The sequence below is a fragment of the Microcoleus sp. LAD1_D3 genome (genome assembly GCF_036702135.1).
GTDB lineage: Bacteria > Cyanobacteriota > Cyanobacteriia > Cyanobacteriales > Microcoleaceae > Microcoleus.
Map to the genome: position 1 here is coordinate 1 of NZ_JAUBSB010000018.1, position 25,990 is coordinate 25,990.

A 25,990-nucleotide genomic window follows, 5' to 3' on the forward strand; every position below is an offset into this window, starting at 1 on the left:
AAGTTTTGAAGGAATATATTAGAAATCAAGAAAAGCCGTCCTAGAAGGACGGGGCTTGAATCCCGTTTTTTTGGTCAGATGGACCTCCTGAAGGGTTGCGAGACTACTTTAAAGGTAAGGAATTCCAGGAAGATTTCTGCCCTGAGAATGCAACGTTAAGGTTTTTTTATATTCATGGGGGCTTACACCTATATTCTCAAGGAGAAAAAATCCTAAAAATTACCAATAAAGGAGAAAACATCTTAGAACAATGTAAACAACTCTGGAGCGATCCAAATTTCCGACCCTTGTTCATTGCCGAAGGTACATGGAGAGACAAACTCAAATTCATTCGCAACTCCGATTATCTGTTTTTTGCTTATAACAGGCTCAAACAAAACACTGATAAACTTGTTGTACTTGGCAACCCGTTGAACCTTGATAAAAATCTGCTGGATAAAAATCATGATTTTAACAAGCACCTTTTAGATGCAATTGTTGAATCAAGCCCTCAGACAGTAGCTATTTCCATAGTAGATGATGGAGATGTAGCTCAGCAAATCAAGTATTGGGAAGGCGTAATGAAGCCAGACGACATACAGTTTTTTGACGAAAAATCTCATCCTTTATGCTCTCCTGGTATCAGGATAGAAGCAGACTGATAGAGCTTAATCGTTCCTGTTGCTTTCGGTGTTTGTTGACATTTAAACAGAATTTAGCAATATCTGGCTCAATCTTAACGTGCCAGATATTGCCAGCATAATATTTTTTCCAATCTGTGATAGGTGCAGCCAATTTCAGTGGTAATTTACCAACACTATCAGAACTTACCACTACAGCCGGACGGATTTTTTTGATTTCTGCTCCCACTGTTGGGTCAAAATTAGGTAACCCAATATCACCCCGTTTAGGAGAAGGAGAGTTAGTAGTCAATTAAATCTCCGGCTTCTAATTCTTGCCATTCTCTATCTTGCTGGTAATGTTGCAACATTACCTCAGCTTGTCTTTCTAAAATATTTCGCCTCTCTTCTAACGGCAATTGCATAAATTCTCTGCGACTGGGATAGTCGGCTAGTGTTGGTATTTCTAAAGCTATATCCATCTGCTGATTTTGAATCTTACGATCGCAAATCAATGCTTCTATTCGCTCGCCTTCTGCTGCTTCGGCTGCAATGTCAGCATCAATTTCCTCTCGGTTAGCATGGTAATAAGTCAAAGCTGCATAGACTTGGGTGAGAGTTAAATGCCCGATGCGATCGACAATTTCTTCTGGACTCAAACCTTGCTTGTACCAAATAGCAATGCGCCGGACTGTAACACCAGTTCCGGCAATAATAGGACAGCCACCATGTATGTCAGGCTGACGGCTAATTAAAGTTCCTATATCGGTGATAGTTGACAAGATTTTTTCCCGCCAATTTCTGATTGTTCTCTTATCTAGGATAGCACTGTCACAGCAAGAGCGATCGCCCCCTAATTTTCTGGAAAATAACGCTCCAAAAATTCCCTAGCCGTAACAATAGGAATCCCCTCATATTCCTGCAACACTAACAAATCCAGATCGCCCGTAACAATTGCATCAGCATCAGCAGCGAGGGCAGTTGCTAAAACCATATTGTCATTAGCATCTCGTAACTCAGGCACGTTGATAGTGGAAATCGGATAAATCTCCACTAACTCTCGTGTTCCGCTCATTAAATCATTGAGATTCACTCTCAAAGCCTGAAGTTTAGAAAGAAATTTATCTTGACTCAATGTGCTTTGCATTTCATCAAGCAACTCTTCAGAAGCACACACAGTAATGAGATAAACTTCTGCTAATTTTAATACTCTATCGGGTCTACCTCCCCACAACCACCCTGAGATAAAAATATTAGTATCCAGTACAACTTTCATGGTTGCGACTCTCTTTCCAAACGTTTATCGCGACGTACTTCCCGCACAAGTTCGCAAATTTCCTCCATTGTCATCGGATTAGGATCGAGGGGTAAAGACTCTCTACGCCGTCGTAGTTCCTCCCAGTCGAAACCTGCTACCTTCTCAAAAACAATACTATCTCCTGTGACTGTAACTGCATATCGATCCCCAGGCTTCAGTTGAGCCTCAATCTCAGCGGGAATTTCTAACTTACCGTCGGGGTTGACAGGAACAGTAATATTTGATTTCAGAATGTATTCTCGCAGGTGTTCAACAACTCTATCTTGCAGAGTTTCTGGCAAAGATTCCATGATTTTGACCAAAGTTGCGATCGCCCTTGATGACATAGCTTTATCCTCCTAGTAAATCAAGTTTTTATTTAGCATTATTAATGAGAGCTTATACTTAATTTTACCACAATATCTTCTCGGCAAAAATCAAGCAATTTCCTCCGCTAAAAGCCGACCCTCGCAGCGCTCATACTCATCTTCCAAAAGCCATGAATGAGCCTCATCATAGCTTGAAGTTAAAAACAGAGACTTATAGTTGGCTGATGGGTCATAAATACAAAAACCTCCATTCTTTCCACTCACTAACATCAAAATACGAGGGAGAAAAACAATCGGATCTACCCACAATTCGATAAAGTCCCAATCATTAATTTGTTCGGCGAGGTCTGGTGCGTGGGATAACATGATATGTATCTGTTCCTTTGATAATTTTTATTTCAGCATAATAAAGAGGAATGCGACTACCATCTGCTCTAACTTGATAGCCTATCGCATCGTCAAAGTAGAGTCCATAACGTTCATAGTCATCGGTTTCATCCTCAACTCCTGTCAGATATCCTCTGTCTATAATAGCTTCCGTCACTGCATCTAGTGTAGCTCTGTCATTGGAAACATGAGCTTTTCCCTCTTTCCTTAGCAGTCGTTCCACCTGTGAGGTACCGGGAAGATGTTTGTCAAATAAACTATTTCTAGCGTCTGGTGTTAGTTCGCGGTTAATGCCACTCATCAACTAATTAGACAGGTAACATGATATTCAGTTTACCCAAACTCTACACAAAAAGCGATCGCCCGCCCAACACCACCAATACCTCCAGACTTGCTACTGTAAAGAGAGTTAGATTTAATCAAAATCAGCGCAAGCAATTATGAGCGGTACTGTTACATCCCCCAACAACCTCAACCAGCAGCGGCCACTCTCCACGGCATCCGCTGACACTTCCAGTTCCCTGCTGGGCGACTTCATCCAAGAAACACTCGCCTTAACCAAGCGCCTGTTTATTCAATTGCAGCGCCGCCCCTCCACCCTAGTTGCAGGCATTATTCAGCCGCTTATGTGGTTGGTTTTGTTCGGAGCTCTGTTTGAAAATGCACCCGCCGGCTTGTTCGGCGAAAGCCAGAATTACGGACAATTTCTCGGCGCTGGTGTAATCGTTTTTACTGCTTTTGCCGGGGCGCTGAATGCTGGTTTGCCGATTATGTTCGATCGCGAGTTCGGATTTCTCAACCGCCTGTTAGTCGCGCCGTTGGCTTCCAGATTTTCGATAGTCTTGGCTTCGGCTATTTTTATCGTCACCCTCAGCTTTATCCAAACCGGCACAATCGTTACAGCGGGCGCGTTTTTGGGCGCGGGATTCCCCGGAATTGCCGGACTGGGGGCGATCGCCCTAATTGTCCTACTATTAGTTTTGGGCGTCACCGGCTTGAGTCTGGGTTTAGCCTTCGCTCTTCCCGGTCACGTAGAATTAATTGCGGTAATTTTTGTTACTAACCTGCCGCTGTTATTTGCCAGCACCGCCCTCGCGCCGCTGTCATTTATGCCAGAGTGGCTGCAAGTTGTGGTGACTCTCAATCCTCTGAGTTATGCGATCGAACCCATCCGCTACCTGTACCTGCACAGCGATTGGTCGCTCGCCAGTGTCGTGATGCACGCTCCTTGGGGTAATGTTACCTTTGGAGGAGCGCTGTTAGTATTGCTAGCCTTTGATGTCGTAGCGCTGCTGAGCATTCAACCGCTGCTGCGACGCCGGTTTGCATAGGGCAGGGCGATCGTTTCACCTGCACCGTCAATTCTAGGACATGGCGCCGTGCCTTTCGTCGTGTCAACTTAACGTAAAACCGATAGTCCGTCAGGGGTTGAAACAAGAGCCTCAAAGCCAAAGTCCTTGCATAGGACTAATGAGTTCTCCAGTCCTCTTTGAGAGGACTTTAGCTATGAGACAGGGAATTCATTCCCTGGCGGACTGCCGGGTGAGTGGCAGGACTGGCGGACTAAAAGCTTAAGTTGACACCAATGGGCATTGCCGTCTCCTGAGCCCCAGTGAAGTAATATAATATTTAGTCGCAAGTCAGAATATTGTTTAGATAGAATTGTTTTTTTGAAGGTTCAACTAATAAATTATGAACACCAAAACTTCCAAATCGGGCAAATTGATGATTGGGATTGCTGCAAGCGCGATCGCATCCTGTGCTCTGTTTTCCCCTCAAGCAAGCTTCGCTCAAGCCAGCGGTTTAAATAATGCCCAACCGCTGCAAGACTTTCAAACTCAAGACAATACCGACCCATTTTCCGGCCAAAGCAGCGGAAGCGCAATATTTGATTTAATTCACAGATCCAGATTGGGAGGCGGCCGCAGCATGGAAGAATTTAATAGCGAACAGCGCCAAAATTTGAACGATGCGGCCACAGAATATCGGAACAAACAGCGCCTACTACTGGAAAAGCAAGCTGTACCTTCTGAAGGGGCGATCGCACCTACAGAAATTACCGCCCCTGTCCCTTAAATTGCTTTCTTAGTCCGCGCACCATCCGGACTTCGTGTGTCTAGCAGCGGTTTCAAGCGCCGAGTTTTAATCTTTAGACCTCTTGCAAAAGTCCTTTTCATAAATTTATTGGACGGGCTCTTCGGCCCATCTCACAAGAAAAAATAACTCTTGTGGGATGGGCCGAAGAGCCCGTCCTAGTTATTTTTGCAAGAGGTCTTTTATTTATTAGTCCGCGCACCATCCGGACTTCGTTTATTTAGCAGCGATTTCAACCGCCGAACGATCTAAAAACCATCGCCCTTAATCCCGTTCCAACCACGCCCGCATTTTACCCGGATTAAGCAAACCGTAAGGATCGACCAACTCTTTAAACTGCAACTGTTCCACATTAATACTTTTCATCCCTCCATCTTCCAATATATAAGTGTGAGGATTAGCAATTAGTGCGCCTTGCTCTTCGTGATAGCGAATAATTTCATTGAGCCGTGATTCCGTAGTGTAGCGAACTATTTGCAAAGCCGCCGCGATCGCCCTCCCATTCATCCGCAAAAACTCCAAGTGCATCATCACCTCATCTCCATAATAATTGTACAGTTCCTCAATCAATTTCAAACCTCGATCGGCGGGAAAAATCGTCTGCAAATAAGTCAGAGAAGGGTCAGCGCTGCGAGCGTGTAGAGTTGTATGATTCCAAGTAAATTCAGCAATGGCTGCACCTTTGCTCGCTGCTTGCGCGTTTTTTTGATAGCAAATTGTGCCGCCATATTCGCCCACCAAATCTTGCAGCGGTTCCAGACAAGATTCAGCTACCATTAACAAAGCGCAGTGCTTACCTTCAGGAATCTCCTCGCGGAAAGCAGCAAAATAAGCAGGAATCGGCCAAGCACAAACACAAATTAGTTTTTTGATAATTCCGTCAGCATCGCCCAAAGCTTGACCGAAGTTTGCCGATGTCATAAAATCGTCAAAAGCGACGATGATTTCCGCCCAAGGATAAGCAGGGGCGAGGGGAATTTCTAACTCAGTAATAATCCCATTTGTGCCGTAAGCGTGATTGACTTTTTGCACTTCATCGCCGCGCAATTCGATGACGCGGGGCTCGTCTTCCATTGTAACGACTCGAACGGCATGAAGATTTCCTCGATCGCGCAATTGCCCGTAAGTTATCGAACCAATTCCCACGCTACCGCCGCCGATAAATCCTCCAATCGTTGCGGTGCGATAGGTTGACGGAACCATCCGCAATTCCCAACCAGTTTCTCGCGCTTGTTTGTCGAAAACCGACATTTTCACCCCTGGTTCTACGCAAGCTAAACCCGGTTTTATCCAGCGGATACTGTGCATTTTGGTGGTATCTAAAATGACGCCACCCTTGAGGGGAATGCACTGCCCGTAATTGCCCGTTCCTGCACCTCTGACAGTTAGCGGAATTTTGGATTTGACGCAGGCTGCTGCAATCCGCAAAACTTCGGCTTCGCTGGCGGGACGAACTACTAAATCTCCTATTTTATCACTTAAGAGAGGTTGCAAAACTGGACTGAAGTGATAATAGTCTTGAGATAGCTTGACAACTTGCGCGCGATCGCTAATTATTTCAATTCCCGATAGTTCCGAAGAAAAAGCATCCCAGTCAATACTTTCGATCGCATTTGCAGTCATTTTGTTTCCTAAATCCTGACAGTATTATATATTTTTTCAAGCCGAACTTAGTAACCAAAAACACTAACTGCCATCTTTATTTAAGCAGTAAGGTGCTTATGCGCGCACCCTACACATAGAAGTTCTGCCTCCAGGACTGCTTTTCTCCATTAACAAATCCCCCAAACACCGCCATACCGTAGTATTTCCAAGGCACTGCAACAGTGTCAAATCTAGCTTTTACCAGCATTTCCAACTGTGCCGAAAGTGTAGCTAGGCGATCGGGATTAGAATACCCGTAAGAGACACTCGTCCCCACATTTGCCCGAATTTGTGCTAACGTTTCCCCCTGATTTCGCGCCCACTCTTCTCGCGCCGCTTGATAAATATCTTTCATTCCTGCTGATTCTGCTAAAAGAGGATCGGCATTCCAAAAACAGCCACCAGCATTTAAACTTCCGCGAATGCGTTCAAACAATTTTAACTTCATCTCGTCCTCAAGATGGTGAATTGCCAGAGATGAAATGCAAGCATTGAATTTATCGCCCAAGCCTGAGAAATTTGGATTGTTCGCCCATTCTCCAAAATCCATTTCTAAACCAGTCCACCGGGCTGCGTATCCTGCCGACTCTATTTTGGCGCGGGCAAAATCAAGCATTCGCGGCGAGTAATCGACAGCAACTATTTCCGCAGACGGGTAGCGTTTGAGAACTTTTAAAGTGAGTTCCCCCGTACCGCAGCCGAGTTCTAAAATGCGGTGGTTTGTGTTAGCAATGCAGCCTGCTACTACATCCAGCATTTCGTCATATTTAGGTAAAAGTCGCCGAATGCCAGTATCAAAATTAGCAGTATTGACGAAAACTTCTCCCGGAAAAATTTCGTTGCCCGTCGGTGAGACAGTAGAGTCAGAATTCACGATCGCCAACCATAGACTACAATTGCTATCCTAACCGAGATAGAACAAAAAGTGCGTGAAGTAGGGACACGGCACTGCGGTGTCCTTACTCGATCATCTGTACTTCACTCAACCGAAAACCACTATAAAGTTATGGGTATTCTTACGGATAAGCGAAACACTCGCGGTAAACAATAATTAACCCTCGGTTGCACTCAGAGAGTCTTGCTTTACCCCGGAGGCCAGCAAAACAGTCTGAACAACCAGTGTTATGTTAGTAGTGCATAAATTGAAATAAAGATTAAACCTCACACTTGAGGATACCATGCGCCAGTTGATTTCTCGCAGTCGGGCTGCCATCAGCCAATTAATTTATAAGCGAATTCTGCTTGCGCTGACAATTTTATTTTGTGTAGGTGTAGGAGTAGCGATGGCAAATATGTATCGTCTTTCCTCCACCCTAATCGAATCGCAAGCCCTCCAAAATGCCACCCTCTATGCCCAAGCAGTTAAAGAAGCCCGCACCCTTTACAGTTCTGATGTTGTCAATCCTCTAAACACCGCTAAAGCGATTAACTTTACCCACGACTACAACCCGACAAAAGTAACAGTTCCCGTACCGGCCACTTTCTTAATAGAACTCGGCAACCAGATCACCAATAAAAATCCCGAAGTATCACTTCGTGTCTACAGCGACTACCCGTTTCCCTGGCGGCGAGGAGAAGGCGGAGTCCGAGACGATTTTGAACGGCAAGCTATTACCTATTTGACAAAAAATCCGACACAAAAGTTTTTCCGCCGTGACGATTTTCGCGGCAAGCCAGCATTTCGATATGCCGAGGCAGATCTTCTAAGTTCTAGCTGCGTTAACTGTCACAATACTCACCGCGACAGTCCTAAGACTGATTGGAAAGTGGGAGATGTACGGGGAATATTAGAAATTACTCAACCTCTCGATACCATCACTCAAAATACTCAAAGTGAACTTAAAAACCTGTTTTTACTGTTAGTAGGTCTTTCAGTTTTAGGGGTAACAGGATTAACTTTAGCTATCAGCAGGTTGCGCCAAAATGCTAAACAATTAGAACAGCGCGTCAGGGAACGCACGGCACAATTGCAAGAAACTAATGTAGAATTGCTGAAAGAACAGGAAAAGAGCGATCGCCTGCTGCTCAATATTTTACCCCAATCCATTGCTACCAAGTTAAAAGACGGTCAAAGCAGTATTGCTGACGGCTTCGCAGAAGTCACAATTTTGTTTGCAGATATCGTAGGCTTTACCGTGCTTTCAGCACAAATATCTCCCGAAGAACTGCTCAATTTTCTAAACGAAATTTTTTCAGCCTTCGATAGCTTAACGGAAAAGTACGGCTTGGAAAAAATCAAAACAATTGGAGATGCTTACATGGTAGTGGGAGGTTTGCCAAATCCTAGCACCAACCACGCCGAAAGCATTGCGGAAATGGCTTTAGATATGCAGGACGAATTAGCAAAATTTAATGCCAAACATCATGCAGGCATTAACATTCGCATCGGCATCAATACCGGGCCTGCAATTGCCGGGGTTATTGGCACTAAAAAATTTATTTACGACCTCTGGGGCGATGCCGTCAATACAGCAGCCCGCATGGAATCCCACGGGATTGCCGGCGCGATTCAAGTCACACAATCAACTTACGATATCTTGCAAAATAAGTATTTGTTTGAAGACAGAGGAATTATCCACGTCAAAGGCAAGGGCGATATGAATACTTATCTGCTTGCAGCCAGGCTAGTCAGCGCAGTTTCGGTTTAATTTGTTTATTATATTATTAAGGGGTCTGCTAGTTAGTCGCGAGTCATCCGTCGTTAGTGGTTAGCCAAGAACTAACCGTTAATGCCTGCTGGCTGTTGACTACGGACAATTACAGGAATTACACAGGGGATGTGAGAAACCCGGTTTTTGCGCGGTTGCTTCGTTGACACACCCAAAATTGATTACCAGAAACCCGGTTTTTTTCCTATTCCCTAAACTCGCCCTTTGCCAAATAGTAAATTTTATGTTCGTGCGGATTTTATCATTCTTGAGTTTTTTCAAATCTCGCTTGTCTAGGCAAATAGCTTTGTGGGTATTTGCTAGCATTCTTGTCATAGAGGGAATTATTTTAGTTCCCTCTTATTTTCGGCGTGAAAATGAACTTTTAAGTCAACTGGAACAGGTATCTCGGACGACTGTGGATTCCCTAGAGTTTTTGCTCCAACAAGATATTTCCGATCGCACTTTCTTGCAAGAAGAAGTCAAAAATATTACTAAGGACTCTCAAGTAGTTTTAGGATTATCTATTTACCAGGCTAACGGTGAGCTCATATATACACTTGGCGAACCGCCAGAAATCCGTTTCGAGCAACTAAACAGATCTCGTATAGTTCACAATCACAATTTCGATGGCAAGCGCTACGATATTGCTTGGACGGAGCGACATTTTGGAGGCGATTATATCTTAATTGTGCGTCACGATGCTTCCACAGTTCAGCCGGAACTCTACGCATTTATCGGACGGGTTGCTGTTCTAGTCATCATTATATCAGCCTTTGTCACTTCTGTGACTATGTTTTTTTTAGGGGTGACAGTAATTGCACCTATCTTGAGATTGCGCGATGACTTGATCGCTGCCGGAGACGCTTTGAGCAAAGATCGAGAACAACCTGATTTCTACTCTCTGTCTGTCAAGCGCGATGACGAGTTGGGAGAACTCATGGTCGCATTCAATCAAATGTTTCACCGAGTATACAAGGAAATTGCACAGCGGAAACAAGCTGAGGAAGTATTGCGCGCCGAACAAGAAAAGTCGGAACGTTTATTACTAAATATATTACCTGTAATGATTGCCGACCGCCTAAAACAAGGTCATATAAATATTGCGGACGGCTTTGCCGAGGTTACGGTTTTATTTGCTGATATTGTGGGGTTTACCGAAATATCTTCGCGCACGTCTCCTGAAGAATTAGTCGAATTGCTTAACAAAATATTTTCAGCTTTCGATCGCTTAAGCGAACAATACGGCTTAGAAAAAATTAAGACTATCGGCGACAATTATATGGTAGCAGGCGGTTTACCGCTTCCCTGTACAAATCACGCCGAATCTATTGCCGAAATGGCTCTAGAAATGCAGCAAGAAATTATGAAATTCCGCGACGAATGCGGTAAACCTCTCAATATCCGCATTGGCATTAATACTGGGCCTGTTGTAGCAGGTGTCATCGGCACTAAAAAGTTTATTTACGATTTGTGGGGAGATGCTGTGAATACAGCAAGCCGCATGGAATCTCAGGGACTTCCTGGTAAAATTCAAGTTAGCAACTCAACTTATGAGTTGCTGTGCGATAAGTATTTGTTGGAAAAGCGCGGTAAAATTAATGTTAAAGGCAAAGGATCTATGACGACTTATTTGCTCAAAGGCAGAAAATTGTAACTGACAATTTTAACCATCGCCCGCGAATACGTGATATGGCGGCAGACGTTGCAGGGCAGCCGCCATCAACACCCAACTAGATTTTTTTTGAACGAACCGCTAAGACGCGAAGGACACGAAGGAAGAGAAGAAGAAATAAAAAGTTCATAAGTGAGTAAAAATTGCTATATTAAAAGGCGACTTGATATTAGCTGTATGGGTAAAAATGACTGCGAATCAGGAACATAATTCTTCAATTTCTCCGATTTGGCAGCCTTTCACGCAAATGAAAACGGCTGCCCCGCCACTGAAGGTAATTCGCGGCAAAGGAGCGGTGCTGGAATTAGCAGACGGGCGGCAAATTCTTGACTGCATTTCTAGTTGGTGGGTGACTGTTCACGGGCACAGCCATCCGGTTCTCGCTGAGGCTCTTTACGAACAAGCTCAAAAGTTAGAACATGTAATCTTTGCCGGATTTACTCACGAACCTGCCCAGAAACTTGCGAGTAAATTGCTCACTCATACGCCTGCTTCTTTAACGCGAATTTTCTTTTCTGATAACGGATCGACTGCTGTTGAAGTAGCTCTAAAAATGGCATTTCAATATTGGCGCAATCTCGGAGAAACTAACCGAACTAGCTTTATTAGTTTTGAGGGAGGTTATCATGGCGATACTGTGGGCGCGATGTCTGCTGGCAGAAGTTCGCTGTGGTGGGAATCTTTTGCACCTTTAATGTTTGCTGGAGATGTTGTTCCTTTTCCCGCGACTTTTGACGGCGACAGCGAGGTGGAAAGCAAGGAGGCGGCGAGTTTAGAGAAATTGGAGTTTTTGTTAAAGCAGGGCGGCTATGCGGGAATTTTTATCGAACCTTTGGTGCAAGGTTCTGGGGGGATGCGAATGTGCCGCCCTGAGTTTTTGCGGGCGATCGCACAACTTGCCCGCCAGTTTAATGTATTGTTGATTTACGATGAAGTAATGACGGGTTTTGGGCGCACGGGTGAACTGTTTGCCTCGGTTAAATCTGCAACTTCACCGGATATCCTGTGTTTGTCTAAAGGATTGTCTGGTGGCTGTTTGCCAATTGCTGTCACAATGGCATCGGAGGATATTTATCAAGCTTTCTGGCGAGATGAATGGGACAAAGCTTTTTTTCACGGTCATTCTTACACCGGAAATCCCTTAGCTTGTGCGGTGAGTGTAGCATCTTTGGAGCTTTTGGAGCAAAACCCAAATGTTTATCAAGGGATGGAAAAACTGCACCGCCAATATCTGAATCAATGGCTGAGAAATCATCCTAAACTCGAACGGATTCGGACTTGCGGCACCATCGCAGCAATGGATGTGAAAACCGAAAGCGTTTCTGGTTATTTTAATGACATCGCTCCTGTATTGAAAGCCAGATTTCTCGAAGCGGGGTTTTTGCTCCGCCCCTTGGGAAATACGCTTTACTTGATGCCTCCCTACTGCATTTCTCCTGATGAACTAGAATCGATTTATCGGGTGATTCGTCAGGTTTTGGATACTCTGTAAACCCTTTAATTTTAGTAATGAATTTACCCAATTGGAACGATTTGGCTGACGACGCGCTGGCGGGCAAATGTCTCTCTCGCGAGCAATCTTTAGCCGTATTGCGCGCACCGGATGAGGTTTTGCTGGAACAACTAAACGCAGCTTATCGGGTGCGCCGCCACTACTGGGGAAACCGAGTCAGGCTGCACTATTTGTTAAATGCTCAAAGTGGCCTTTGTCCTGAGGATTGCCATTATTGTTCTCAGTCAAAAATTTCGAGTGCGGAAATTGAGAAATATCCGCTTTTAGCTAAGGAAAAAATTCTGGATGCCGCCCAACGCGCCGCAGATTTAAAAGCAGGTACGTTTTGTTTGGTGATTTCGGGGCGTCAACCTAACGCATCTACTTTCGATCGCGTTTTGGATGCTGTCGAGACTGTGAAGGCAAATTATAACCTGAAAATTTGTGCTTGTTTGGGATTGTTGAGCGAGGAACAAACTCATCGTTTGGCTAAAGCTGGAGTCGATCGCGTAAATCACAATCTCAATACTTCCGAATCATATCACACGGACATTTGCACCACTCACACTTTTGGCGATCGGGTTGAAACCGTCGAACACGTAAAAGCAGCGGGAATCACAACTTGTTCCGGCGGAATTTTGGGGATGGGCGAATCGGATGATGATGCGATCGATTTAGCGCTTTCGCTTCGCCATTTGGGCGTTACTAGCGTGCCGGTCAACTTTTTCATTCCGATTCCCGGTACGCCATTTGCAGATGTGAACAGGTTAACTCCCCGCCAATGTTTGCGAATTCTCTGTTTGTTCCGATTTTTGCTTCCCAGTCAAGAAATTCGGATTGCTGGGGGACGGGAGGTGCATTTGCGATCGCTGCAACCTCTCGGACTCTACCCCGCTAATTCTATCTTTGTTGGCGATTATCTGACAACTCCCGGACAAGCTGCCCATCAAGATTGGGACATGATTAGAGATGCGGGATTTGCGATCGAATCCCCCGAAGGTTCTCTCTTAGAAGTTGATTCAGCAGTTACCAAATCTGAACAAAAAACCCTGGCTGTTTAACTCTTATACCAGTTTTCAATCGGATGAAATAGAGTAGGACACGGCAGATGAAATAGAGTAGGACACGGCACTGCCGTGTCCCTAAGGTTGACTCAACTGTCAAATAATACAAGAGGAGGAATTGTGGACAAACGCGAAGAAGTGACGATCGCAGAATACCAGCTAACTGCCGAATCTTTCCGAGCGGGAACTTGGCATCACGACGTATCCCAAAATCGATCCGCATTGACCGCTGCCATGCCCCGCAATCCCGGTAAAATTCTCGATATAGGATGCGGCCCGGGACGAGATTTGGTTGCCTTTAAAAGCCAAGGACACACAGTTGTAGGCTTAGATGCAACTCCAGCTTTTGTAGAAATAGCAAAAGAGTTGTCAGGATGCGAAGTTTGGCAACAATCTTTTCTGAATCTCGATTTGCCCGAGGCAGAATTTGACGGTATTTTTGCCAATGCTTCCCTGATTCACGTTCCCAGCGACGAGATGGTGAAAGTGCTGCAAGATTTGCACAAAGCCTTAGTTGTTAGCGGTGCAATTGTCATGTCAATGTGCCGGGGAAATTGGGAGGGATACGACGAGAGACCAACGGGAAAACGCTATACTGCCGGATGGGAATATCATACTTTAGCGCCTTGTTTAGAACAAACAGGATTTGCAATTGTCAATCACTACTATCGCCCCCCCGGCTTACCGCGCGAAGCTCAATCTTGGGTAGTAATAGTGGGCAGAAAAATCTAACGTAAATTGGAAATAGGCAATCGGTAATTGCCAATCATTCCCCTCTCTTCCTCTGCGCCCTCTGCGGTTAAATAAAAAAATAATTCACCAAGTGACAGAGGATGGTTGTATAATCCACAGTAAAATAAACCAATTTCTGCACCCATTAAATCAAAATTGATATGACAGAGAAATTCCACATTTTTTTAGCTGGTGCTAGTCGAGGAGTCGGCTTAGAAATCGCGAAATGTCTGACAGCACAAAAGATGCAAGTAACTGCACTTTTGCGATCGCCCGCAACCAGCACCGAATTAGAAGCAATGGGCATCAAAGTCGTGACTGGGGATGCTTTGGATGCAGCAGCTATGGAAGCTGCGATGGCTGGCGGCGATCCAATTCATGCCGTAATCAGCACAATTGGCGGCTTGCCAAAAGATGGAGAAAGAGCCGATTATTTGGGCAACAAAAACTTGATTGATGCGGCTGTCAAAGCAGGCGTGCAAAAATTTATTTTAGTTTCATCAATCGGCAGCGGTAATAGTGTCGGCGCTTTGCCGCCCCAAGCTTTAGAAACTTTGCGCCCGGTTTTAATTGAAAAGGAAAAAGCCGAAAATCATTTGATAGCAAGCGGGATGATTTATACAGTGATTCGTCCCGGCGGACTCAAATCGGAACCTGCAACAGGCAACGGTATTTTAACAGAAGATTGTCGAGTTTCTGGAACGATCCACCGGGCGGATGTAGCGCAGCTAGTTTGTCAGTGTTTAGTTTCGGATGCTGCTAACAATAAAGTTGTGTCGGCGGTAGATAAACAGATGGTTTACGGCCATTCAGAATTTGAGGTATTAACTTTCTAGGGGCGGGTTTAGCGCAAAAATAAGCTGTATCCCATCTAAATTGTATTTTTTGGGCTGGCTAGGAGCAACGCCCCACAGGAAAATTGAACTTTTGTGGAACAGGCATCTTGCCTGTTCCTAAAAATGCTGCAAGATTTGGCACTCAAGAATCGAAAGGCTTAATCCACGATCGCCCGATCGCCCAATCCAAAACCAAACCCGCGATCACAAACAATACCACACTCTCGACACCGCGAACCGCAAACGGCAATAACTCCTGTAGGGCGGGCATCTTCCCGGGTTCAAAAAACAATCCAGCATCCAATTGTCCAAAAGCCCGCACCAACCCAAAAGCCAACACCGCACCCGATTTAAGCTGCGGGTTAACATCTCGGCGAATCGCATAGCGGTAAGTCACGCCGAACAAAAAACCGCCCAAAAGTGCGATCGTCCCTCTGAAGGCAAAATTTAGGTCAATTTCCCTTACCTGCAAACTCGCCAGAGAATCGAACCTATCCGCCAGAATTAAGCTATTACCAAGGGCGATCGCCCCAAAACCCAGCAAACAAGACAAAGCAGCAACACTCCCTGCCTTCAAAGATTCTACCCGTTCAGCGGCACTAAAATTTGACGAGTCCTTCACAGCGCCCTCATTTCAAAAATGGCTCAAATTGACTTATCATAAGGTTTGGAGTCACTTTGTACAGTTTGTTCAATAAATAGCTATGGATATTTTGTCACTCGGTTGGGTTTCGGTGCTAGTTCTGTTCTCCTTCTCAATTTCAATGGTCATTTGGGGACGCAACGGTTTCTAGATTTCACAATAGCTTGCGGGGCAAGCTTTTTAACTGCCCCGCATTTTTTTTAATCCTATTTAACTGATATCTTGCACCATTCTCAATTACTTGTTTAGGAACGGGCATCTTGCCCGTTCCACAAGAAAATTAAGTTTTGTGGAACGGGCATCTTGCCCGTTGGTTCTTGACAATGGTGCAACATCTCAGATTTAACCAAAACGAAATAAGCCCAATTGCAAACATGACAGCCAAAAAAATATTAATGCTAGTCGGCGACTTTGTAGAAGACTACGAAGTAATGGTTCCTTTCCAAGCACTGCAAATGGTAGGTCACACCGTCCACGCCATCTGCCCGGAAAAAGCCGCAGGCCAAACAATTCGCACTGCAATTCACGACTTTGAAGGCGATCAAACCTACAGCGAAAAACCCGGTCACAACTTCACTTTAAACGCGACTTTTGACGAAATCAACCCGACTGACTACGACGCTTTGATTATCCCCGGAGGACGCGCCCCAGAATACATCCGCCTCAACGAACAAGTGCTGCAAATTACCCGCTACTTTGCCAACAGCAAAAAGCCGATCGCATCTATTTGTCACGGCTTACAGGTCTTAACAGCAGCAGGCGTACTCGAAGGCAAACGCTGCACCGCATACCCCGCTTGCAGCCCCGACGTACTCCGGGCCGGCGGCAAATATACAGAAGTTCCCGTTACCGAAGCCGTAGTTGATGGCAATTTAGTCACCGCCCCCGCCTGGCCAGCACATCCTAACTGGCTAGCTGAATTCCTGAAAGTTTTGGGAACGAAGATCGAACATTCAGAGAAAGTCGAGGTATGACTATTTTCACAGTCAAAGTAAAACCGAATTGCAAACAGCAAAGCATCGCAGAACAACCAGACGGCAGCCTCACAATACATCTCAAGTCGCCGCCCGTCGATCGCACAAGCCAATCAAGAATTAATCATGCTGTTGGCGAAAAAGTTTAAAGTGCCGAAATCTGCGATCGGCATTAAATCCGGTTTTTCCTCCCGCAATAAACTTGTCGAATTTGCGATCGAACCTGCAACTTAGAAATAAAGGTAATAACAAATCTATCTAAAGAGAGATACAGACTCAACTTTAAAATCATATATTAGTAGTTGTAGAGTTAGAATATAAAATTATGAGCATTGAAAATAGAGTCGAAGCAACAGCGAAGAATATTGAAGGCAAAATCCAAGAAGCTGTTAGCGAAGTTACAGGCAATCAGAAAGATAAATTAGAAGGTCAAGCCAAGCAAGACCAAGCATCAGCAATTCACCTGAAAGAAGACCTCAAAGATAAAGCCAAAGAGATTGTAGACCGAGCTTAGTAACAGTATTCGCTACAAGTTTCCTGCCTACTAAATCCCGCAAGCGATATGTTTGCGGGATTTTTTATACTGAGCCTAAATTATTTGTACCAATATCTTGGGGTGGGTTTATTAACATTATTGGTGCGTGGCAAAATTCACCGGCGAACCGCCCCTATAGATTCTAGTAATTCATAATGCAAAAGCATTAATTTTGTGGCTGGAATTGTTTCCCTTGCATAAGTTGTGCCATCTTGATAAGAAAATTATACCTCAAAAGCACTGCCATCAAATTCCATCACGACTGTTCCTACTTGTCCTTTATATAATTTAATGATTTGTTTTGTTTCAAAATGGGTTGCTTCTAAATCTTCAGTTAAAGCAACAATATCTAGGTCTTTAATTGTTTTCATTGTTTTTACCTCACTTTTTGACTTGGCTGGGGGAGAGTTATCAAGATTAGTCCTGGAGGTAGAAATCGGGTTTTTACCGAAATACTGCACCCCAGCCTTTAATTAGGAGTGAAAAACCCGGTTTCTTTGGTTCTGATGCGTCAGTTCTAAAGATTATTGGCGCATGGCAAAATTCACCGGTGAACCCGCCCCATGCCTCACTAGATTGGCGATTTTCGATTAAAATTACCAATCAATCGAAAATCTAAAATCTAAAATCTAAAATCTAAAATTGCCCAATTCCCAATGCCAATAAAAAAGCCAGGGATGGATATCCCCAGCTCGGAACATAGCACAATTAGTTTTGAGAGTTGGTAGGGCGATGTTTCAGAATCGACCCTACCCACTTTTACCCAAATTAAATCAGGGTAATGTCAGCAGCCGTAATGCCCGGTCTGTTATTCAGAATTGCCAGCGTCACGCCTGGGTTAGAACCAGCAGTACCGTCAGGGTCAAATCCTAGTCGTCCGTCTGCATTTTGATAAAAGAGGAACGCCTCAGAGGCGCCAGCCCCGGCTGGACCAAACTGGCTAGTGTAAGTCCCACTCTCAAGCACCAAGAACGACCTCGAAGAAAGTCGATTCGTACCTTCGACTGCACTCAAGCCGTTGAAGCCGTTGAACTGCAAGATAAACTTGTCTTGACCGACGACAAAATCGCCGATTTGGTCTGGCTCAGTACCCACTGGAAGGCCGCCGGGGCCGATCGTGACGCCCTCGCCGAAGTTGTTGTAGTAGAAGCTGTCATTGCCCGATCCGCCAATCAGCGTGTCAGCACCAGGCCCGCCACCGAGAGAGTCGTTGCCGTCACCCCCGATTAAATAGTCGTCCCCAAAGCCGCCCAGCATGGTGTCGTTCCCGCCACCGGCATTTAAGGTATCGTCCCCGAATCCTCCGAGGGTAGTATTGGATGTGTCGCCGAACAGTATGTCATCCCCGTTACCAGTAGTTATGACATCAGTGCCGTTGCCACCAATAATGAAGTTGCTGCCTAAGGTATCGGTAATCAAGTTGGCGACTGTGCCGGCAAAGGTGACGCCGCTAGCGTAGGAGATGAAGTCGTTACCCGCAAAGTTGCCAATCACGCGATCGCGCTGGCTGCCAAAGATGATGGTGTCACTTCCCTCGCCACCGTTCATGAGGTTGGTGACGGTGAAGCTGCCAGTAGGATTGGTGTAGCCAATTAACAGATCGTTGCCCAGCCCGCCTTCGAGAGTAATCAAAGCAGTACCAGTACCAGCAAAACGGGCAGCGGTAGCATTGATAGTATCGTTGCCATCTCCACCGGCTGCATTAGTAAAGGTACCGCTCAGGCTGTCGTTGCCTTCGCCGCCGATCATTGTATCACTGGAGAAGGCAGCGACGATCGTGTCATTGCCCACTCCGCCGTCGAGCAAGTTGCGACCCGCGAAGCCTGGAAAGGAACTGGAGGCGCCTACACTCGAAATTACATTCGGCACCGACGCCGACACGATGAAGTCGTCGCCTGCACCTCCCAACGCGGTATCAGAAGTGGCAAAAACGCTGATAGTGTCGTTACCGTCGCCGCCCTCAAAGAAGTTTCTGCCGCCGCCAAACTCGCCGATCGCGCCGGTGAGAGAATCGTTACCGCCACCACCAATCAAGGTGGTTCTCTCAATTCCGATCGTGATGACGGAGGAAGTAAATGGGCTGCTTTGCGTACTGTTGGTAATGACCAAGATGTCGTCGTCCAGATCGCCCGACAGGTAGCTGTTGCTGGCCACACCTCTTAGGGTGTCGTTGCCTCTACCGCCAAAGAGACTGTCTCTTACATTGATACCTACAACCAAGTCGTCGCCCAAATCACCCCGCAAGTAGTTGCTGCCTTCATTGCCAGCGAAGCCAATAGCCAAGCCACCCTCTAAAGAAAGGTTGTTGCCACCGCCTGCGATGAAGAAGCCGATCGCGTCATTGTCCTTACCGCCGTAGAGGGAATCTCCTCTCTGCGCCCCTCCCAGCATCGTATCTGCGCCCTGATTACCAAACATCAGGTTAGCTTCGACAGTACCTTGGAGGAAGTCTTCTCCCTCGCCGCCGGCCAGGGTAGCGCGGGCTTCAGCGACTATGGTGTCCGAGCCTGCGTCGCCAAACAGCAAAGCCGGAGTGCGCTGAGATCTGATTGAATCTTCGTCGTCGCCGCCGTATATGGTATCGTTCGGGCCAACTGAAATCAGAGTATCGTTATCGCCTTGGCCAAATATTAAGCTGCCGCCCAGGGTGGAAGTTCTAACGAAATCCGCCCCGGCTCCGGCGAATACTGTATCCGGGCCTAGTCCCGGAAGGTTTAAATCTAGTTGATTAGGATTGTCATCTAACGTTGTCATAAAGCTTCACTCCTCTACTTGTTGGTCATCGCTGGTGCGACTACAGACACTGCCTAGAACACCGAATGTTTGGATTCCGCTGTAGTTTAACCTGTTTGCCAGCCGCAAGTCTAGCCTACTGGCCTTAACCCTGTCTAGACTTTCTCCCTCGCGGATTTTTTGCTTGTAAGCTTTTATTTTCAAAGTCTTCACCCTTTAATAATCCTGGTGCACTGTCTCAGGTGCTCACGCTCCATAAGACGCGGCTGATATTCTTAATGTTCCATTCGGGATTGGCGGTCGGGGATCGCGTCCGGGGGAGGAAATTAAAGATTAAAAAAGGCAGATCTGGGTGATCCGGAAGACAAGGGAAATTGGGAGATTTGTTACTTGGTAACAAGGCTTTGTGGCAATTTCCGGTTTTCCAGGCAGGGCCGTCATTTAATAATTCTGGCCCGGATTGAACTCGCCAACCGCTCCGGGCTTTAAAAGTCTACGCCCCGCTTTAGTTCTACGCCCCGATCGCCGTAGTGTTTGTGACAGTATACCTCGGAGTGTACGCTTGCCAAGTCAAAGTAAGCGTGGGGTTTGTGGCAGCGCCCGGTGATAATGATTTCTGTATCCCGCGGCTTGCGTAGCAGGGCTTCGACGATCGGCTCTACCGGCAGCAGTTCTAAGTCTACTGTGGGATTGAGTTCGTCGAGAATAATCGTTTTGTACCAGCCGCTGGCGATCGCACATTTGGCGATTTCCCAGCCGCGTTCTGCTTCTATGCAGTCTAGCTCTTGCTGTTGCCCCCGCCAAACTATAGCATCTCGGCCGCACCGCTGATGGTCTACTAGCTGCGGATAGCTTTGGCGCAAAGCTGCGATCGCCGCATCTTCTGTATAACCGCTGCCACCTTTGAGCCATTGCACAATTAACACCCGGTGAGATTGGTCTTGACTGATACCCCTACCTATTGCCTGCAAAGCTTTGCCCAAAGCGCTCGTAGACTTGCCTTTCCCCGCTCCAGTGTATATTTCGATACCGGAAATATGATGCTCTGCCGCTGCGGGGTGATAGTGGGGCTTCATTTCTGAGTGTAAGTCGGCAATCTCCAGCAAAGCTTCCGGGGCCGCTCGGCCTGTGGCGATGACTTCTAAATATTCTGGTTTGTTTTTGAGGGTTTGGACTACTTCGTCAACTGGCAGCAAACCCAAGTCCAATACGGGGTTTAGTTCGTCTAGTACCACGACGGAATAGAGCTCGCTGGCGATCGCTCCTTTGGCGATATCCCAGCCTCGCTGAGCTTCGGCGCGATCGAAGCGGGTGATTGCTTCGGCCCCAAAATATTCGGATCTGCCGGTACGCACTTGGTCGATCAAGTGGGGAAATGCCCGTTGCAAGGCTTCTATTGCCCCGTCTTCGTCGTAGGAGCGGCCGGGGCCTTTGAGAAAGCGCAGCAACAAGACTCGCGTGGGCGAGTCAGAATTGATACCCAGCCCGATCGACCGCAACACTACTCCCAAAGCTGCCTGAGACTTGCCTTTACCAGCGCCGTCGTAGACGTGAATCTGACCCGCGGCGCGTTCCGACCGGGATGAGGCTGTCCGAATACCAATGCCATTCCTTACCATAATCAGCAGTTATTTGAGTCTGTATCGGGGTGGGTATTCGATCGCGCGCCTTGAATGTTTAATTTTTCCATTCTGTTGGCGGATCTCAACAGATTATACGATAACTTCTAACCCCCAATCTTTTAAGCAGCGATCTAACGGAATCAGGCGCTCAAACCTCCGGTTAAGATTATTCCGTTTGTGCTGTACAATTAAAATTTAACACGGACTGATATACCTAAAGGCTTATGATTGCGAGTGTTTTCCCATTTAGGACTGTTTTGGTGCAAATTTTAATTATGTTTTTGGCGATCGCGATAGAATCGTGGTTTTTGCAAAAACTACTTAAACTCGGCCCCAAAACCAGCATTGAATATACAGCCATACTCAATCTATCTTGCACTTGCGTAGGCTGGTTAGTTTTCTTCGGCATTGAAAGCGTTCTTAGCAAAGAATTGCGGGAACAGCTTATCGGTTATATTTTATTAGGACGTGGGGATAATGTTTACGCTCCAATAACTATGATAGCACTCTCAGTATTAGCAGTAACTTTTCTAGCTAAATGGCAGGGATTAGAAATCATAGAAAACATGGTTTCCGGCAATAAAAAAGCTTCCCAACCTCAGTTTATAGGGCCACCCACCCTCACCCGCCGTCCTCCCCAAAAAACTTTTCAAGTAACTACCCAGTTTGGGGGAATTTTAATCGCCCACACTGTTAGCAATGTCGTTATTTTAACCGTGTTGTTTTTGCAAAGCGTCTATTGAAATTTATGATGAAGCAATTTTTTGATGCCACTCAGCAACTCATGAAGCTGAGGAAAAACCTTTCGGAAACCAATAAAAAATTCCAACAGGCGATGATTCCGCCTAGAGTTGTCCACTGGAAGACGCCTTTACTGCTCAGCATCTTTTTAGCTTTGCTGACAGTGGCGGCAGTCACTGACTGGCGGACGAGAACTCTGCTTTTTGATATGAGCTGGTTATTATTTACACTTTCAATGGGTTTGCTGACCAGCCAGCAACCTTTTGTGATTAAAGGAGTAAGTCTCAGTCCGTGGGTGACAAGCTTCTTAATTGGCTTGTGGTTACTGATAAGATTGCCGTCGGATAGGAAGGAAATAGCATGGATATCCGGCCCACTTATAGCAGTAGTAGTCCTTGCTATCATACAGATTTGGAAGAGCGAGTCAAAACGGGAAGGTATCAGGTCGTTGGTGCGCCCTCAGTTTTTGATGATTACTCTAGTTCACCTGCTTTTTTCCTGTTGGTTTGCATTTCACTTTTTAATCCAAGGCTGGATAGAACAGTATCCGAGCGTTTTATCGGAAAATTTCAGGCAAAGCGATTATGTGGTGACATTTCAACAGCCAACTATTAATCGCTCCCGAGGAGTTGTCATCCTCAATGAAATGGAGCGATACCTGCGAAATGAAGCCCGCACAAAACCGTGGGCGCAGGTAGAGCAAATGCTAATAGATATTGACAACCAGCGATTTTTTCTGAAGAATCAAGCCTTAAAAACAACTGGGGTAGTCGCAGAAGATGCGAGGTGGGATGTTAAAACTGCGATCGTCCAAGGAGAGTCCCGCTATCAGTTAGAGATGCAGGCAACTTGGCTGGGGGTGGTTTTTAGACCGGAAATATATTCGTTTACCAAATCTTGCGAGGTGTTCGAGATAGCCAATAGGGCGACTGTAACTTGCGATGCCATCAAACGCTCTCAACCCGGACAGAAAAAAGATGGAACGGCGGGGGACACTCAAGTTTGATTCGGTCTCTGTTAACTAATTGCGATCGATATAGCGGGAGAGTGGAAGAGTCTGAGAGTGGGAGAGTGTGAGAGTCTGAGATGGAAAAAATCCTCTTTCTTCCCTCTTCCTTCTTCCTTCTTCCTTCTTCATTACAATAAAGTATGGCGAAAGTTTTCAGCGGGTTAATAACTAGATGAATTTGAGAAGAATCTTGACAGTCGCGACCAATGTATTTTGGGAAGTAATTCGCGATCGCATCCTTTACTTAATTATTATTTTTGCTCTGTTGATGGGCGCCTCGGTACGGTTGATACCGGAATTGGCAGCGACAACCGAAAAGAAAATTATCTTAGATGTCGGTTTGGCTGCTATGAGCATTCTCGGTCTAATTGCCACAGTTTTTGTGGCTACCGGATTGGTCAACAAAGAAATTGAAAAGCGCACTGTTTACCTGTTAGTTGCTAAGCCGATAAGTCGGGCTGAGTTAATTGTGGGCAAGCACTTAGGGCTGTCGGCGGTGCTGGCGGTGCTTGTAGCAGCAATGACTGTTATCTATCTGGCTATTCTGAGTTTGAGCCGCATTCCTTTCCCTTTGGGAAGCATTTTAATCGCTTCGCTATTCATCTGGTTTGAGCTGTGTCTCATGGCTGGTGTCGGGATTTTATTTGGGGTGTTCAGCAGTTCGCTGTTGGCAACTTTACTGACATTTGGCGTTTATTTGATGGGACATTCGACGCGGGATTTAGTGGCTTTGGGCAAGTTAACTAAAAATCCTGGCCTTGAACAATTGATGATGGGACTTTATCTGGTTTTGCCGGATTTAGCCAGATTCAATTTGAGAAATGATGCTGTTTACGGACAAGTTCCTTACTTAGCGGGTTTGATTACAGATGCTGGCTACGGTTTGCTGTATGTGGTGCTGCTGTTGTCAATTGCGATCGCCATATTTTCCCGTAGGGAATTTTAAAACGCGCCTTCGGGACTTTCAAAATCTTGAGTAAATCAAATTATCGCGCTAAAATATAGAGGAGGTGATCGCTCAGAAATCTCGACTAAAACTAAAATTTATATTAGTAAAATGAGGTGACTTATGACGGCTGTAATTCACAAACCGATATCACAGCTCAAGATTACTTGGCCTCTGCTACCCGATGATTTCATCCTACCAGATGACCCTGTAGACGATATAGACCATCCCTTGCTAGCTAACGGTTTGCGCCAGTCTGTAGTGGATTCCCCGGAACTAATGCAAGACGCACTAATAGTTTCTAATTTTGCTTTGTGCGCTGCCGTGGACGATCGCACTATTTGCAAAGCCCCAGACTGGATGTACGTGCAGCCGGTTCAACCTTGGCCTCACAACTATCCCCGCCGCAGTTACACGCCTCATACCGAAGGAACAGTGCCTTTTGTAGTGATGGAATTTCTATCAGCTACTTACGGCGATGAATACTCTGTCGAACACACAGAAGAAATCGGCAAGTGGTTTTTTTACGAACAAGTAGTAAAAGTTCCTCGCTATGTCATTTTTCGACCGCATACAGGCAGAATAGAAGTTTATGCCCTAGAATCAGAGCGTTATGACAATCAAAATCCTGATGAAAACGGTCGTTATTTAATACCTGGATTAAATCTACTTTTGGGAGTGTGGCAGGGAACTCGCGAAGGTAGAACAGGATATTGGCTGCGCTGGTGGACGGTGGGCGGAGAACTGCTTTTGTGGCCGGAAGAAAGGGCAGAAAATGAACGCCAGCGAGCGGATCGCCAACAGCAAGACAAAGAGTTAGCCGAAACGCTGCTGGAACAAGAAAGACAGCGAAATCAAGAACTTTTGGCTCGATTGGCAGCCCTAGGTCTCGATCCAGAATAGCATTAGAAGTCCGAGGGAAGTCGGAAAAAGGAACAGGTTCGAGGGAATAAGGAAACCCGATCGAAATATGCTTTCTTCACCCTTCTTTATTGAGTTTACTTTCTTACTTATATGTTGGTAAAAAAAGGTGAATTTATGTTAATAGAAAAACTCCAACAATTAAAAGATATTTTCGCGCAGATGGAACGGGCGCTGATTGCGTACTCTGGCGGAATTGACAGCACTTTGGTGGCAAAAATTGCTTTTGACGTGCTGGGCGATCGCGCTTTGGCAGTGACGGCAGTTTCGCCGTCTTTACTGCCAGAAGATTTAGAAGATGCGCGGATTCAAGCAGCAGAAATTGGCATTGCCCACCAGGAAGTAGAAACTCAGGAAATGGCAAATCCCAATTACACTTCTAACCCGGTTAACCGCTGCTATTTCTGCAAAAGCGAACTGCACGATACTTTGAAACCCCTAGCACTAGCAAAGGGTTATCCTTATGTCGTGGATGGGGTTAATGCTGACGATTTAAAGGATTACCGTCCCGGAATTCAGGCTGCGAAGGAACGCGGCGCGCGATCGCCTTTAGCAGAAGTAGGCATGAGTAAATTGGAAGTGCGGCAGTTGGCCAAAGAATTGGGTTTGCCTTGGTGGGACAAACCGGCTCAACCTTGTTTGAGTTCGCGCTTTCCTTACGGCGAAGAAATCACCGTTGGAAAGTTGCAAAGAGTGGGGCGCGCGGAACGCTATTTGCGACAGTTGGGACTGAAAAATTTGCGAGTGCGATCGGATGGAGATACGGCGCGGATTGAGTTACCCGCGGAGGAGATTCAGGAGTTTGTGGTAAATACCGATTTGCCTGCATTGGTGGCGGTGTTTCAGGAGTTTGGTTTTGTGTACGCGACTTTGGATTTGGAGGGGTTTCGCAGTGGCAAATTAAATCAGGTTTTGCAGCCGCAGTTGTTGCAGGCAAAAGGTTGATTAATTTTCCCGAATACAAAAAATTTCTCATGATTGATGTAGTTTGGGACATAGACAAAGGGGAACCATGTCAATCGAACCTTTACAGTGGCGTTGCTTAATCAGGGTATGAAAAAAATAACTT

The 25,990-nt window shown here is 45.9% G+C and carries 28 protein-coding genes and 3 pseudogenes; 19 read left to right on the top strand and 12 right to left on the bottom strand.

Annotated elements, in window-relative coordinates; genetic code table 11:
* The first annotated feature begins 95 nt into the window (after positions 1-95).
* Positions 96-641 (top strand): DUF4917 family protein, encoded by a 546-nt coding sequence (locus QUA74_RS12850; protein WP_333329088.1) that lies wholly within the window; start codon positions 96-98, stop codon positions 639-641.
* On the opposite strand, the gene QUA74_RS12855 is transcribed toward QUA74_RS12850, so the two are convergent.
* The 6 genes from QUA74_RS12855 to QUA74_RS12880 all read right to left on the bottom strand — a co-directional run bounded on the left by QUA74_RS12855 (position 622) and on the right by QUA74_RS12880 (position 2,913).
* Positions 622-912, bottom strand: coding sequence for a type II toxin-antitoxin system PemK/MazF family toxin (locus QUA74_RS12855; RefSeq protein ID WP_333329092.1), 291 nt, complete (start codon positions 910-912; stop codon positions 622-624). The genes QUA74_RS12850 and QUA74_RS12855 overlap by 20 nt on opposite strands.
* Positions 902-1,381, bottom strand: coding sequence for a DUF433 domain-containing protein (locus QUA74_RS12860; RefSeq protein ID WP_333329095.1), 480 nt, complete (start codon positions 1,379-1,381; stop codon positions 902-904). The genes QUA74_RS12855 and QUA74_RS12860 overlap by 11 nt, the downstream gene beginning before the upstream one ends.
* A 71-nt stretch (positions 1,382-1,452) precedes the next feature.
* On the bottom strand, positions 1,453-1,875 hold the full coding sequence (locus tag QUA74_RS12865) for a putative toxin-antitoxin system toxin component, PIN family (protein ID WP_333329097.1): 423 nt from the start codon (positions 1,873-1,875) through the stop codon (positions 1,453-1,455).
* Positions 1,872-2,243 carry a hypothetical protein gene (locus tag QUA74_RS12870; RefSeq protein ID WP_333329101.1) on the bottom strand — a complete coding sequence of 124 codons (372 nt, stop codon included), beginning with the start codon at positions 2,241-2,243 and terminating at the stop codon, positions 1,872-1,874. Before QUA74_RS12870 ends, QUA74_RS12865 begins: the two co-directional genes overlap by 4 nt.
* A gap of 90 nt (positions 2,244-2,333) precedes the next feature.
* A complete protein-coding gene (locus QUA74_RS12875) occupies positions 2,334-2,591 on the bottom strand; it encodes a hypothetical protein (RefSeq protein WP_333329104.1) in 258 nt (85 codons plus the stop codon).
* A complete protein-coding gene (locus QUA74_RS12880; protein WP_333329108.1) occupies positions 2,554-2,913 on the bottom strand; it encodes a DUF6972 family protein in 360 nt (119 codons plus the stop codon). The genes QUA74_RS12875 and QUA74_RS12880 overlap by 38 nt, the downstream gene beginning before the upstream one ends.
* A 139-nt stretch (positions 2,914-3,052) precedes the next feature.
* Between QUA74_RS12880 and QUA74_RS12885 the strand changes: the two genes are divergently transcribed.
* Both QUA74_RS12885 and QUA74_RS12890 read left to right on the top strand, forming a co-directional pair.
* Positions 3,053-3,943, top strand: coding sequence for an ABC transporter permease (locus tag QUA74_RS12885; RefSeq protein ID WP_333329111.1), 891 nt, complete (start codon positions 3,053-3,055; stop codon positions 3,941-3,943).
* 361 nt (positions 3,944-4,304) lie between these two features.
* Positions 4,305-4,688, top strand: a complete 384-nt coding sequence (locus QUA74_RS12890; protein WP_333329114.1) for a hypothetical protein — start codon at positions 4,305-4,307, stop codon at positions 4,686-4,688.
* A gap of 282 nt (positions 4,689-4,970) precedes the next feature.
* Here QUA74_RS12890 and QUA74_RS12895 read toward each other — a convergent pair whose 3' ends face one another.
* Both QUA74_RS12895 and QUA74_RS12900 read right to left on the bottom strand, forming a co-directional pair.
* Positions 4,971-6,329 (bottom strand): FAD-binding oxidoreductase, encoded by a 1,359-nt coding sequence (locus QUA74_RS12895; RefSeq protein WP_333329117.1) that lies wholly within the window; start codon positions 6,327-6,329, stop codon positions 4,971-4,973.
* A 109-nt stretch (positions 6,330-6,438) separates the two neighbouring features.
* Positions 6,439-7,224, bottom strand: a complete 786-nt coding sequence (locus QUA74_RS12900) for a class I SAM-dependent methyltransferase (RefSeq protein ID WP_333329120.1) — start codon at positions 7,222-7,224, stop codon at positions 6,439-6,441.
* 418 nt (positions 7,225-7,642) lie between these two features.
* On the opposite strand from QUA74_RS12900, the pseudogene QUA74_RS29870 reads away from it, so the two are divergent.
* The 7 genes and pseudogenes from QUA74_RS29870 to QUA74_RS12930 form a co-directional block, all read left to right on the top strand.
* Positions 7,643-8,143 (top strand): annotated as a pseudogene (locus QUA74_RS29870) (Tll0287-like domain-containing protein); the annotation flags it as partial.
* Positions 8,144-8,263: 120 nt separating this feature from the next.
* Positions 8,264-8,998: pseudogene (locus tag QUA74_RS29875) on the top strand (adenylate/guanylate cyclase domain-containing protein); the annotation flags it as partial.
* Positions 8,999-9,242: 244 nt separating this feature from the next.
* On the top strand, positions 9,243-10,655 hold the full coding sequence (locus QUA74_RS12910) for an adenylate/guanylate cyclase domain-containing protein (protein ID WP_333329125.1): 1,413 nt from the start codon (positions 9,243-9,245) through the stop codon (positions 10,653-10,655).
* Between the two features lie 205 nt (positions 10,656-10,860).
* Positions 10,861-12,165, top strand: a complete 1,305-nt coding sequence (bioA, locus tag QUA74_RS12915) for an adenosylmethionine--8-amino-7-oxononanoate transaminase (RefSeq protein ID WP_333329129.1) — start codon at positions 10,861-10,863, stop codon at positions 12,163-12,165.
* Positions 12,166-12,182: 17 nt separating this feature from the next.
* A complete protein-coding gene (gene bioB, locus QUA74_RS12920) occupies positions 12,183-13,226 on the top strand; it encodes a biotin synthase BioB (protein ID WP_333329132.1) in 1,044 nt (347 codons plus the stop codon).
* 123 nt (positions 13,227-13,349) lie between these two features.
* Positions 13,350-13,961, top strand: coding sequence for a class I SAM-dependent methyltransferase (locus tag QUA74_RS12925; protein ID WP_333329134.1), 612 nt, complete (start codon positions 13,350-13,352; stop codon positions 13,959-13,961).
* Between the two features lie 161 nt (positions 13,962-14,122).
* Positions 14,123-14,797, top strand: coding sequence for an SDR family oxidoreductase (locus QUA74_RS12930; protein ID WP_333329137.1), 675 nt, complete (start codon positions 14,123-14,125; stop codon positions 14,795-14,797).
* Between the two features lie 142 nt (positions 14,798-14,939).
* Here the strand turns inward: QUA74_RS12930 and QUA74_RS12935 are convergent, their stop codons facing one another.
* Positions 14,940-15,419 (bottom strand): hypothetical protein, encoded by a 480-nt coding sequence (locus QUA74_RS12935; RefSeq protein ID WP_333329140.1) that lies wholly within the window; start codon positions 15,417-15,419, stop codon positions 14,940-14,942.
* A gap of 82 nt (positions 15,420-15,501) precedes the next feature.
* Between QUA74_RS12935 and petN the strand changes: the two genes are divergently transcribed.
* The 4 genes and pseudogenes from petN (at position 15,502) to QUA74_RS12955 (ending at position 16,928) form a co-directional block, all read left to right on the top strand.
* Entirely contained in the window at positions 15,502-15,591 is a 90-nt protein-coding gene (petN, locus tag QUA74_RS12940) for a cytochrome b6-f complex subunit PetN (RefSeq protein WP_071883976.1), read from the top strand.
* Positions 15,592-15,814: 223 nt separating this feature from the next.
* The gene (locus tag QUA74_RS12945; protein WP_333329143.1) at positions 15,815-16,414 is read left to right on the top strand and encodes a DJ-1/PfpI family protein; all 600 of its coding nucleotides are present in this window, start codon (positions 15,815-15,817) and stop codon (positions 16,412-16,414) included.
* Positions 16,411-16,648 (top strand): annotated as a pseudogene (locus QUA74_RS12950) (DUF167 domain-containing protein). The gene QUA74_RS12945 and the pseudogene QUA74_RS12950 overlap by 4 nt, the downstream one beginning before the upstream one ends.
* A 91-nt stretch (positions 16,649-16,739) precedes the next feature.
* On the top strand, positions 16,740-16,928 hold the full coding sequence (locus tag QUA74_RS12955) for a CsbD family protein (protein ID WP_333048102.1): 189 nt from the start codon (positions 16,740-16,742) through the stop codon (positions 16,926-16,928).
* A 245-nt stretch (positions 16,929-17,173) separates the two neighbouring features.
* Here QUA74_RS12955 and QUA74_RS12960 read toward each other — a convergent pair whose 3' ends face one another.
* From QUA74_RS12960 to QUA74_RS12970, 3 genes are all read right to left on the bottom strand, one after another.
* Positions 17,174-17,320, bottom strand: a complete 147-nt coding sequence (locus QUA74_RS12960) for a DUF4926 domain-containing protein (RefSeq protein ID WP_333039385.1) — start codon at positions 17,318-17,320, stop codon at positions 17,174-17,176.
* A 397-nt stretch (positions 17,321-17,717) separates the two neighbouring features.
* Positions 17,718-19,703, bottom strand: coding sequence for a calcium-binding protein (locus QUA74_RS12965; protein WP_333329146.1), 1,986 nt, complete (start codon positions 19,701-19,703; stop codon positions 17,718-17,720).
* Positions 19,704-20,167: 464 nt separating this feature from the next.
* Positions 20,168-21,301, bottom strand: a complete 1,134-nt coding sequence (locus QUA74_RS12970) for a cob(I)yrinic acid a,c-diamide adenosyltransferase (protein WP_333329149.1) — start codon at positions 21,299-21,301, stop codon at positions 20,168-20,170.
* A 227-nt stretch (positions 21,302-21,528) separates the two neighbouring features.
* Here QUA74_RS12970 and fraC point away from each other — a divergent pair, with 227 nt between their 5' ends.
* The 5 genes from fraC to larE all read left to right on the top strand — a co-directional run bounded on the left by fraC (position 21,529) and on the right by larE (position 25,866).
* Positions 21,529-22,047, top strand: a complete 519-nt coding sequence (gene fraC / locus QUA74_RS12975; RefSeq protein WP_333329152.1) for a filament integrity protein FraC — start codon at positions 21,529-21,531, stop codon at positions 22,045-22,047.
* A gap of 5 nt (positions 22,048-22,052) precedes the next feature.
* Positions 22,053-23,051, top strand: coding sequence for a DUF5357 family protein (locus QUA74_RS12980; RefSeq protein WP_333329155.1), 999 nt, complete (start codon positions 22,053-22,055; stop codon positions 23,049-23,051).
* A 175-nt stretch (positions 23,052-23,226) separates the two neighbouring features.
* Positions 23,227-24,000, top strand: a complete 774-nt coding sequence (locus QUA74_RS12985) for an ABC transporter permease (RefSeq protein ID WP_006631021.1) — start codon at positions 23,227-23,229, stop codon at positions 23,998-24,000.
* A 123-nt stretch (positions 24,001-24,123) separates the two neighbouring features.
* Positions 24,124-24,903, top strand: a complete 780-nt coding sequence (locus QUA74_RS12990) for a Uma2 family endonuclease (RefSeq protein ID WP_333329159.1) — start codon at positions 24,124-24,126, stop codon at positions 24,901-24,903.
* 135 nt (positions 24,904-25,038) lie between these two features.
* On the top strand, positions 25,039-25,866 hold the full coding sequence (larE, locus tag QUA74_RS12995) for an ATP-dependent sacrificial sulfur transferase LarE (RefSeq protein WP_333329162.1): 828 nt from the start codon (positions 25,039-25,041) through the stop codon (positions 25,864-25,866).
* Positions 25,867-25,990 lie beyond the last annotated feature (124 nt).